This is a genomic window from Halorubrum sp. Ib24 (assembly GCF_002252745.1).
Taxonomy (GTDB): Archaea; Halobacteriota; Halobacteria; order Halobacteriales; family Haloferacaceae; genus Halorubrum.
The window spans coordinates 104,108-113,682 of sequence record NZ_NHOX01000043.1 but is presented as its reverse complement, the minus strand read 5'-3'; the positions used below and the strand labels follow the sequence as shown (position 1 = coordinate 113,682).

The window sequence follows — 9,575 nt, the reverse complement described above, 5'->3', positions numbered from 1 at the left end:
CACCGCTACATCTCCCAGTGAGTCGGACGTCGCCGTCGTCTCGTAGTACCCCTCAAACGAGCGCCCTCGCCGGCCGGCCCTTCGGGCGAGCCGACGTAGACCCGAATGTACCGGAATCGGATAACACCGTCCACGTTCGGGGCTCGGTCATCTCGACAGCGCAGGTCCCACCGGCTCGTCGCTATCGGTTGACGACGCCGTTTGCGCGCCGACTCGTCGGCCGCGAACGCACGTGTTCGCCCTCCTCGATCGCTTCCGTCTCGCCGCCGTGCCGGGAGGCCCTCCCCCCGAACGTAGGACGCCTCCTCGTTGGCGGCTTAGTGGTACGGCACGACTTCCCCCCCCCCCCCGGCGGGGAGCTCGTAGGGCTACAGGCCGAGTCCCCTCGCGCCGGCCGCCTGGCGAGCTGCTTCCGCCAAACCGGGTCTTCTCGCGTCCGTCTCCGTCCAGTCGAGCTCGTTCTCGGAACGCTCCCATGTGCGCGGCTCTCGGGCGCGAGCAAAAACGGTTGTGGGGTTCGCGCGGTCGCTCGCGCGCCGGGCGGCCCGAACGAAAACCCTACGCGGGGCGGTCCCAACCCCTCGCGCATGTGAACTCGGCTCATCGGACTCGGGCGATTGGGCAGATCGGTCGTTAACCGGTCGCTGCGGCGGGTCCGACGTTGTTTCGGTCGCGTTCGACCTCTCGCGGAGCGACCGCGACGGCGCGAGCGGGCGCGTACGCCGCGGACTCGGTCGCCGACCTCTGCGCCGGCCGGGAGGAAGAAGCGGATCTGGCTTGATGGTGCCCGCCGGCGACGCGCGTCGACGGCCACCCTCGCGGACCTGGAGCGCACCCGACGGCGACGACGTGTTCGCGACGGCGGCAACTCCCGTCCACGAGTCTCCGGCGCGCCGGAGGAGACTGACGCCGCCTACTCGACTGGCGGCACGGTCCGGCGCCCGCAGCGCCTGAGGCGGGCTTCTCGCTGATGAATCGGCGGCCCGATTGGTGCCCTACGAGGCGCTGGGCCCCCCGTCTTCGACGCGGCTCGCACCGGGCCGGACGGCCACGACCGGATTGTCGTCGGGTCCGGGCTCACACGTGACAGGATGGTCCACAACGCGGGATACGCGCTGATGCAGTTGCGTACGCGAGGGTTCGAGCTGCTCGCCGAGGGCGGGTAGCGACCTCGACAATTGGAGTCGTCGCTCGGACGTGGAACAACGGCGCCGTCAATCCGTTCGTGGCTCCTTGGAGCTGTTGCGAGGAGGGCGTTCGCGAGGGAGGGTCCGACTTGGGCGACGTCGCCGACCGCGTCGCCGCGGTCGACCGGCACGGTGGACGGGTCGAGGAAGGCGCTCGAACCAGGGAGGTCCCGTCCCGCTCATCTACCAGGGCTCGCCGAGCGTACGACTCGCGGACACGGAGGGCGCGTTTCTCTCGGGACGCTCGCCAACCGGCTCCGGTACGGCTTCGGCCTCACGAGGTCCGCGCGCGGTCGGACGGCGCGTAACGGCCGGCCGCCGGGCTCCGATTTTAGACGGCCTGTGCGCGGGGCGTCATGTATCAACGTCACTCACGCGCCGGTAACGCTTTGTATATACCTTGCCAGAGTTATCACGCTGCATGTCGGCGATTTTTCCAGCGGCTTACATTGGAACTGTACGTCGAGCCCCCACGACGGCACCGCGCCGTCATCCGGCGGGCCGGACCACGAGCAGGTTCATACGAGCAAGCTCTACGCGGACGGGGCGAGGGTAGAGCGACCGACGCGCCGCTCGTGATGAAGGGTCGGCGCCGGTCACATCCGCGTCGCGCGGACGGACGACGTTGCGAGCGGGACGTCGCCGCTCCCCCCCGACGAAGTTCGCGACGAGACCCCGACCGGAAAAGTCCTGCTGCGTCGCGGATCGGGCGGAGGCGCTGTGCGGCTGGAGGCTGGAGCCACCGTGAACGCGTGGATACGAGAAGGGCGGGTTCTGCGATTCCGTTTCTGTGGGCGTTCTGCCTCCAGTTAGTGTTTTATAAATATCGACCGCGCGATCGGCGGGAAACAACTCCAGGGCCCCAGTCGCGGACGACGGCGCTGACGCTTCGTTGCGCTCCTCAGTCGCCGTTTCACTCGCTCCCTGCGTTGCTTTTACTCGCCGCCCGTCTTCGCGACTGCCCCTTTGATCCCACCGACCGCACAGCGACCCGCACCTGCACGTCCCCAGCCTCGTCGGTCGCCCCTCGGGCGACCGACTCCCTTCGCACCGGCGGTTCGCGGCCCTCCGGGCCGCTCACCGGGGCGCGCCACCGCAGTTATTTATAAGTCATTCCGCGACTACCCCGCCACAGACGCACCTTTTAGGTCGCCGGGGGTCGCCGTTCGGGTATGATCGACAGGCTGCTCGGGCGCGCCGAGCTGAAGGAGAAGATCGCGGAGTTGGAGGAGGAGAAGCGCCACCTCGAACGCCGGGCCGAGGCCGAGGAAGAGCGCCGCTCGGACGCGGTCGCCGACCGCCAGCGCGCCGAGGAGCGCGTCAACGAGCTCGAACACCGGATCGAGTCGCTGGAGGAGCGACTGAGTCGGACGGAGGGCGCGGAGGCGTCCGTCGAGTTCCGGCGCGTGAGCGACGCCCGCGGCGACCGCCTGACCGATCTCCTCGACCGGTTTCGGGCGGTCGAGAGCGACGACCCGGAGGGGCTGCTCACGGCCTTCGTCCCGAGCGACGACGCGGTGCCGACGAGCGTCTCCGACTGGTTCGGTGACCGAGCCCGACTCGTCCGACGGGCCGCGCCCGCGGTCGTCCTCGCCGACGACTCGGGCGCCGTGAGCGCGGCGATCGCGCCCCCGATCGCGCCCGAGCCCTTCGACCGGTGGGACGACGCCTTCCGACTGGAGGAGACGTGGTTCCGCCCGACCGGCCGGTTCGCCTTCGCCGTGGTCCGCTCCGACACGTTCGCGATGGGCACGTACGAGGGGACCGAGCGCGTCGCCTTCGAGGGGTTCACCTCCGACGTGAAGGAGGCCCACTCGAAGGGCGGCTTCTCGCAGGGGCGCTTCGAGCGCCGCCGCGGGGGACAGATCGCCGACCACCTGAAGAAGGCGAGCCGCGAGCTGGCCGCCGTCGCCGACGCGGACGACGTCGACCGCGTGATCCTCGTCGGCGAGCGGAGCGTGCTCGGCGAGGTGCGCGACCACGCCGACGTCACCGACGTCTCGGACGCGACCGGGAAGCCGAAGGCCGCCCTCGAAGACGCCTTCCGCGACTTCTGGACCGCCCGGATCCACGGGATCTGACGCGGTCCGTGGACGCGGACGCGAGTCCGCCGCGACCGGTGGTATGCGGATTATAACTATGTCTCTCGAAGGCGAATTATGGCGTGGAGGGACGACACACGCTCCCTCTCCCCCCCTCGTCGATCGGCTTTTTTTATGTCTCGCGTCCGGGCTCGGGAGCGACGCGGGTTCCCGCCGAGAGGAACAGGCATTTGTCGGCGTCGCACGGTGGTGGATCCATGACACGGTCGGGGTCGGATCCCGCGGTTCGGTCTGTTCTCGCCGTCCTCCTCGTCGCGATGCTGCTCGCGGCCGCGCTGCCGGCCGCCGGGAGCGCGGCGGTCGGGGAGCGTGCGGGCGCTGCCGAGCACGTCTCCCACGGATCGGTCGGTCCCGCGTCGCTCGACGGGGGCGAGAGCGTCTCGTCCGCCGCCGACCGAGCCGCTCGGACGGCTCAGGCCGACGACTCCGACGCGATCCGCCTGCGAAACGAGCTGTTCGCGACCGACGAACGCGGAACGGTCGGGGTCACGACGCGGGCGGAGATCCCCGACCGCGTCACGGAGCTTCGAGTGACACTCCTCAGCGCGAACGACGCCGCGGTCGAGCCCGACGGCTTCGAGCCGGCCGACGACGCCGGCGCCGACGGATCGACGTGGGCGTGGGACGGGGAGACGGCGACCCCCTCGCTCACCTACGCGATGGACGCGAACGACACCGTCGAGGAGGCGGGCCCGCTCGGCGCCCGCGGCTCCTACCGGTTCGTCGACGCGGGCGAGTGGGCGCTGGTCCGGGCGCCGCGGACGAGAGCGAGCTGGTCGTACACCGGCCGGTACGACGGACAGGTCCGGCTGACGCGCGAGAACGCCGTCGACGGCGAGGGAGTCGCATCGCAGGCGATGGCGTTCCTCGGCCCCTACGAGGAGCACGTCCGCGAGGCCGGCGGCCAGCGCTACCGGCTGATCGTCCCCGCGGCGGCCGACCTCGAAGCGCCTCCCGAGGAGGTGTTCGGCGTCTTCGAGTCGGCGTCGACCGCGCTGCAGGTCGGCGCGCGCGACGAGACGGTGTTCGCGGTGGCGGCGCCCACCGGCGACGTCGGGTGGGGCGTCCGCGGGCTCCAGGTCGGCGACGCCGACTTGTGGGTCCGGGACGCGGAGCCGGCGGGTACCGCGACCGACGTCTGGACCCACGAGTACGTCCACACCCGGCAAGCGTACCGGACCGACGCGAGCGGCCGGTGGATCACCGAGGCGAGCGCGACCTACTACGCCGCGCTGTTCGCGCTCGACCGCGGCGCCGCCGACTTCGAGGAGTTCGAGCGGACGCTGGCGCGCGGCGAGCGCGACCCCGACGCCTCCGCCGTCCTCGCCGAATCCGGAACGTGGGAGCGGAACCCGGACTACACGAAGGGGGCGCTCGTTGCGGGCGAGATCGACCGTCGGCTCCGCGTCGCGACGGACGGGAGCGCCTCGCTGGCGACGGTCCTCCGCGAGCTGAACGCCGCTGACGGACCGGTCACCAACGAGGATATCCTCGACGCGATCGAGGCGGCCGCGGCCGAGGGGGCCGACGCCGAGACCGCGGCGGCGGTCCGCGCCGAGGCCGAGCGCCTGACGACCACGCGGGCGACGGCGGAGACGTGGGACCGCGGGGCCCACGCCGAGGCGTTCGGCGAGACGCCGGCGCAGGTCGGCTACGCCCTCGCCGACGACGGCGTCCGGGCGACCGGCGAGTACCGCGACCGTCCCGTCGCCCGCGGCCCCGTGGAACTCGTCGCGGGCGAGACGCTCGCGGCGGCGGTCGACGTCGCCAACACCGGCGGCGTCGCGGGCGAGTACGACCTCGCGCTGACCGTCGACGGCGACGCGGTCGCGACGCGGACCGGCACGGTCGACGCGGGCGCGGAGACCACGGTGCGCTTCGAGCGCGCCTTCGCGGAGCCCGGCGAACACGCGGTCCGGGTCGCCGGCGAGCGGCTGACGGTCGTCGTCTCGGAGCCCGCGCCGCCGTCGGTTCGCGGCGTCTCGACCGCCGCAGAGCGCGTGACCGCCGGCGACCCGGTCCGCGTCACCGCGACCGTCGGAAACGACGCGAGGCTCCCCGCGGGCGCCGACGTCGAGTTCCGCGTCGACGGGGAGACGGTCGCCACCGCGCCCGTCAGACTCGATTCCGGCGACCAAACGACCGTCGCTCGGAACGTCACGCTCGGGGAGTCGGGAGGCACCCGCGTGATCGGCGGCGATCGGGAAGCGAACGTGAGCGTCGTCGGCCCGGTCGACGGGGCGTCGACGACCGTCACCGTCGAGCGGAACGGCCCCGTCGCCGGCGCGACCGACGACGGCGTCCCCGGGTTCGGTCCCGTCGCCGCCGTGCTCGCGCTGATCGTCGCCGCCGTGACGTTCGGCCGGCGCCGCCCCTGATCAGAAGGGGGCGTCGGGCCCTTCGTCGGTCCCGCCGTCGCGCTCGTCGGCCTCGCCGGCCTCGCCGCTCTCCCCGTCCGTCGTCTCTAACTCGCCGACGTCGCGCTGCCACGCTTCGACGCCCCCGCGGAGGCTCTCGACGCGCGCGTCCCCGATCCCGGCGTAGCTCCCGATCAGCTGTGCGGCCTGCCGGCTGGCGATCCCGTGCGGGCAGACGGTGACGATCCGCGAGGCGCCGGTCAGGCCCTCGACGCGGGTCGTCAGCTCGGGGAACGGAACGCACTCGCTGCCGGGGAGGTGGCCGCGGTCGAACGCCCGCCGGTCGCGGATGTCGACGATCCGGAGACCGCCCTCGTCGTCCTCGCTCCCGTCCGCGTCGCCGTCGGCTCCGTCCTCTTCGTCGAGAAGCGCCGCGAGCTCCTCGGGGTCGACCTCACCGTCCATCAGGGGAGCGGGCAGAGGCTCGCCGTGAGCACGGCTCGCTCGTCGGTCTCGTTGCGCGCGCCGTGGACCTCGCCGCGCTCGTTCGGGACCACCGCGGGCGCCGAGAGCGCCTCCTCGGCGTCGTCTCTGACGACCGTCGGCTCCCCCTCGATAACGTGGAAGACGTTGGTCGAGTCGGCGTGTTCGTGCGGGTCGACGGCGGCGTCCGGGCCGAGGACGAACGCCTTGACGAGCACGTCGTCGGTGACGACGAGCTCGGCGGTCTCCACCTCGCCCGGCGCGGGGTCGAGGTCGGCGACGGCGTCCGCGTATCTGTCGAGCGTCATGCCTCACGGTGGTGGCCGTCGGTATAAAAGGTCCGTGGCGAGGTCACTCGCGCGCGCCGGGCGGGAGCGGGTCCGCGTGCTCGGCGATCGCCTCCGCGACCCGGTGCGGCTCCTCGTGGACGACCCAGTGCGTCGCGGCGTCAAGGGTCAACAGCCGACCGTCGGTGCAGTGCTCCACGCTCCGGCCGGCCATTCGCTTGGTGAGGAAGCGGTCCTTCGCGCCCCAGATCACCAGCGTCGGGACCTCGACGCGGGTGTGCTCCGGAGTTGGCCGGTCTCGAACGATCGCCCGGTACCAGTTCACCATCGCCTCGAAGGCGCCCTCGCGGTTCCACGCGCGGCGGTAGCGACGAACGTCCTCGTCGCCGAACGTGCCGGGGTTGCTGGAGTCGCGGAGCCCGCGGACGGCCAGCCGCCAGTCGCCCGCGCTGGCGACCGCCTCGGGGAGCTTCGGGAGCTGGAACGCGAGCACGTACCAGCTCTTGAGCCGCTGGTCCCACGAGCTCCGGAGCGTCTCCTCGAAGACGGTCGGATGCGGGACGTTCGCGGCGACGAATTCGGAGACGCGGTCGGCGTGGTGGAGCGCGAGCCACCACCCCACCGCCGCCCCCCAGTCGTGGCCGGCGACGCCGGCGGTGTCCCGCCCGTACGCGTCGACGATGCCGACGACGTCGCGGGCGAGCTCGTCGATCCGGTAGTCGCTCACGGCCGGCGGTTTCTCCGAGAGGTTGTACCCGCGCTGGTCCGGGACCACGACGCGGTACCCGGCGCTGGCGAGCGTCGCGATCGCCTCGTGCCAGCCGTACCAGAACTCCGGGAACCCGTGGAGTAGGACGAGCAGCTTCCCGTCTTCCGGCCCCGCCTCGACGACGTGGAGCCGGACGCCGTTCGTCTCCACGGCCCGCGACTCGGCCGGCACCGACTCGGGAATCTCGTCGCCCGGGACGTCGGCGTCGAGGGCGTCGACGCCGCGGACCGCCTCGGTCGTCGCATCGCTCATATCTGCCCCTTCGCGGGCCCGCGGCAAATAGCTACGCTCCCGCCGTCTCCGAGATCGAAATCCTCAAGCCGTTGGCAAGCGCTCTCTGGGGTATACTCGTGTTGCTGACGCGCGGCTCGACGAGACGCGGGCCGGCCGCCGGCTCACCGCGTCAACGGAGATCCGCGCCCCAGTCGGGCCGCCGAAAATTCGCGGTCCGACCGGTCGGGCCGTCCCGCGGCGTCGCGACGACGGAGACACCCACCGCATAACATGGCACCGGACACCTCACACGCGGACGAGACCGTATCGAACGTCGTTCTCGTCACGATAGATTCGCTGCGAGCCGACGCGATAGCACCGTACGACACCGATCGGATCTCGCCGGTACTCGACGACCTCGCCGACGACGGAACGACGTTCGACCGGGCGTTCGCGACCGGAAACTGGACGCCCTTTTCGTTCCCGTCGATCCTCGCGTCCGAACCCGTTTTCGCCCGGAACGACGACATCGGCGTGACCGGCGCGCGGACGCTGGCTTCGGTGCTCTCGGAGGCGCGGATCGAAACCGGCGGCTTCAACGCCGCCAACGGCTTCCTCACGTCTCACTGGGGGTACCCCGAGGGGTTCGACGAGTTCGAGCCGTTCGTCACCAGCGTCGGGTCGAGCCGGTACAGCCGGTATCTCGCGGCCCACCCGACGGTCGAAGCGTGGATCCAGCTGCTCGCCTCGCCGTTCCGCCGACTCAAGTCCAAGGTCAGCGGCCAGAGCGACGACCGCCCCTTCCTCGACGCCTCGCGCATGTTCGACGTCGAGGACGCCGCGACGGAGTTCATCGACGACGCCGACGGACCGTTTTTCCTGTGGACCCACTACATGGACACGCACACGCCGTACGTCCCGGCGCCGCGGTACATCCGCGAGGTGTCCGACGGGCTCGTCGGGACCCACCGGATGCTCCACGCGCACACCCGCACGAGCCTCGGACTCGAGGTTGGCGAGCGGACCCTCCGCGACCTCCGGACGCTGTACCAGGCGACCGTGCGACAGGTGGACGCCAGCGTGGGCCGGCTGCTCGACGCCCTGGAGGCGGCCGGCGTCGCCGACGAGACCGCGATCGTCGTCGCGGGCGACCACGGCGAGGAGTTCCAGGAACACGGCCACCTCGCGCATTACCCGAAGCTGTACGACGAGCTGATCCGCGTCCCGTTCATCGTCAACGTCCCCGGCGAGGACGGCGGGCGCGTCTCCGAACACGTCGGCCTCGACGCGATCCCGCCGACCGTGGCCGACCTGCTCGGCGTCGAGTCGCCGCCGGAGTGGCGCGGGGAGTCGGTGACGCCCGCGGTCCGAGGGGACGCCGACCCCGATCAGGAGCCCGTCGTCTCCGTGACCGTCCGCGGCGAGGAGGTGACCGAGCAGCCGATCCCGCGGTCGATGGCCGACGGCGACCTCCTCGTGAGCGTCCGTGACGCCGAGTGGACGTACGTCGAGAACGCGGACACGGGCGAGACGGAGCTGTACCACCGTCCCTCGGACCCGACCCAGCAGGAGGACCTGTCCGCGGACCCGACCGACGAGGAGCTGGCCGTCGCCGAGCGCTTCGCGCCGATCGCCGCGGACCACGTCGCCGAGCTCCGCGACCGGGAGGGGGACGCCGCCGGGGACGACGAGGTCGACGAGGACCTCGAGGCCCGGCTCGAGGCGCTCGGCTATCGGTGATGGTCCGGGCGATCCTCCGCAACCTCGTCAGCGGACCGATCGCCGTCCAAATGCGCCGGTTCGTCACCGTCGGCGCGTTCACAGCGGGGATTCAGATGGGGCTGCTCTGGCTGTTCGTCGACGCCGCCGGGATCAACTACCTGATCGGCGCGGCGGTCGCCATCGAGATCACGATCATTCTCTCGTACGTGTTCAACAACGCGTGGACGTTCGAAGCGAGCCAGAACACGGGCACGATCGAGTACCTCTCCGGGCTGGCGAAGACGAACCTCGTCCGCGGGACCGCCATCCCGATCCAGCTCGGCGTCCTCTACGCGCTCGTGGAGTGGGGCGGAATCCTGTATCTCATCGCGAACGCGGTCGCCATCTTGCTCAGCGGGGTCTACCGGTTCGTCCTCGACCGGCGGTGGACTTGGGGTTGACCCGGGACCAGTCAG

7 protein-coding genes are annotated in these 9,575 nt (G+C 71.5%); 4 read left to right on the top strand and 3 right to left on the bottom strand.

Translation table 11 applies throughout. The features are described 5' to 3' along the window. Positions 1-2,359 precede the first annotated feature (2,359 nt). Together DJ82_RS12730 and DJ82_RS12725 are read left to right on the top strand one after the other, a co-directional pair. Positions 2,360-3,268, top strand: coding sequence for a Vms1/Ankzf1 family peptidyl-tRNA hydrolase (locus DJ82_RS12730; protein WP_094581970.1), 909 nt, complete (start codon positions 2,360-2,362; stop codon positions 3,266-3,268). 218 nt (positions 3,269-3,486) lie between these two features. Then, positions 3,487-5,667 (top strand): PGF-CTERM sorting domain-containing protein, encoded by a 2,181-nt coding sequence (locus DJ82_RS12725; RefSeq protein WP_241881517.1) that lies wholly within the window; start codon positions 3,487-3,489, stop codon positions 5,665-5,667. Here DJ82_RS12725 and DJ82_RS12720 read toward each other — a convergent pair whose 3' ends face one another. Genes DJ82_RS12720 through DJ82_RS12710 form a run of 3 tightly spaced genes read right to left on the bottom strand, consistent with a single transcriptional unit; the run spans position 5,668 to position 7,437 of the window. Continuing rightward, entirely contained in the window at positions 5,668-6,111 is a 444-nt protein-coding gene (locus DJ82_RS12720; RefSeq protein WP_094522641.1) for a rhodanese-like domain-containing protein, read from the bottom strand. Next, positions 6,111-6,437: a cupin domain-containing protein gene (locus tag DJ82_RS12715; protein WP_094522639.1), complete on the bottom strand. Its 327-nt coding sequence runs from the start codon at positions 6,435-6,437 to the stop codon at positions 6,111-6,113. The genes DJ82_RS12720 and DJ82_RS12715 overlap by 1 nt, the downstream gene beginning before the upstream one ends. A gap of 43 nt (positions 6,438-6,480) precedes the next feature. Continuing rightward, positions 6,481-7,437, bottom strand: a complete 957-nt coding sequence (locus DJ82_RS12710) for an alpha/beta fold hydrolase (protein WP_094581969.1) — start codon at positions 7,435-7,437, stop codon at positions 6,481-6,483. A gap of 252 nt (positions 7,438-7,689) precedes the next feature. On the opposite strand from DJ82_RS12710, the gene DJ82_RS12705 reads away from it, so the two are divergent. Then, positions 7,690-9,138 (top strand): sulfatase, encoded by a 1,449-nt coding sequence (locus tag DJ82_RS12705; protein ID WP_094581968.1) that lies wholly within the window; start codon positions 7,690-7,692, stop codon positions 9,136-9,138. Then, positions 9,138-9,560, top strand: coding sequence for a GtrA family protein (locus DJ82_RS12700; RefSeq protein ID WP_094522633.1), 423 nt, complete (start codon positions 9,138-9,140; stop codon positions 9,558-9,560). Before DJ82_RS12705 ends, DJ82_RS12700 begins: the two co-directional genes overlap by 1 nt. The last annotated feature ends 15 nt before the right edge of the window (positions 9,561-9,575 follow it).

What these genes read in the sequence shown, in the direction of transcription:
- DJ82_RS12710 (WP_094581969.1), bottom strand. Translation starts at nt 7,437, where the DNA reads ATGAGCGATGCGACGACCGAGGCGGTCCGCGGCGTCGACGCCCTCGAC.
- DJ82_RS12715 (WP_094522639.1), bottom strand. Translation starts at nt 6,437, where the DNA reads ATGACGCTCGACAGATACGCGGACGCCGTCGCCGACCTCGACCCCGCG.
- DJ82_RS12725 (WP_241881517.1), top strand. Translation starts at nt 3,487, where the DNA reads ATGACACGGTCGGGGTCGGATCCCGCGGTTCGGTCTGTTCTCGCCGTC.
- DJ82_RS12720 (WP_094522641.1), bottom strand. Translation starts at nt 6,111, where the DNA reads ATGGACGGTGAGGTCGACCCCGAGGAGCTCGCGGCGCTTCTCGACGAA.
- DJ82_RS12700 (WP_094522633.1), top strand. Translation starts at nt 9,138, where the DNA reads ATGGTCCGGGCGATCCTCCGCAACCTCGTCAGCGGACCGATCGCCGTC.
- DJ82_RS12705 (WP_094581968.1), top strand. Translation starts at nt 7,690, where the DNA reads ATGGCACCGGACACCTCACACGCGGACGAGACCGTATCGAACGTCGTT.
- DJ82_RS12730 (WP_094581970.1), top strand. Translation starts at nt 2,360, where the DNA reads ATGATCGACAGGCTGCTCGGGCGCGCCGAGCTGAAGGAGAAGATCGCG.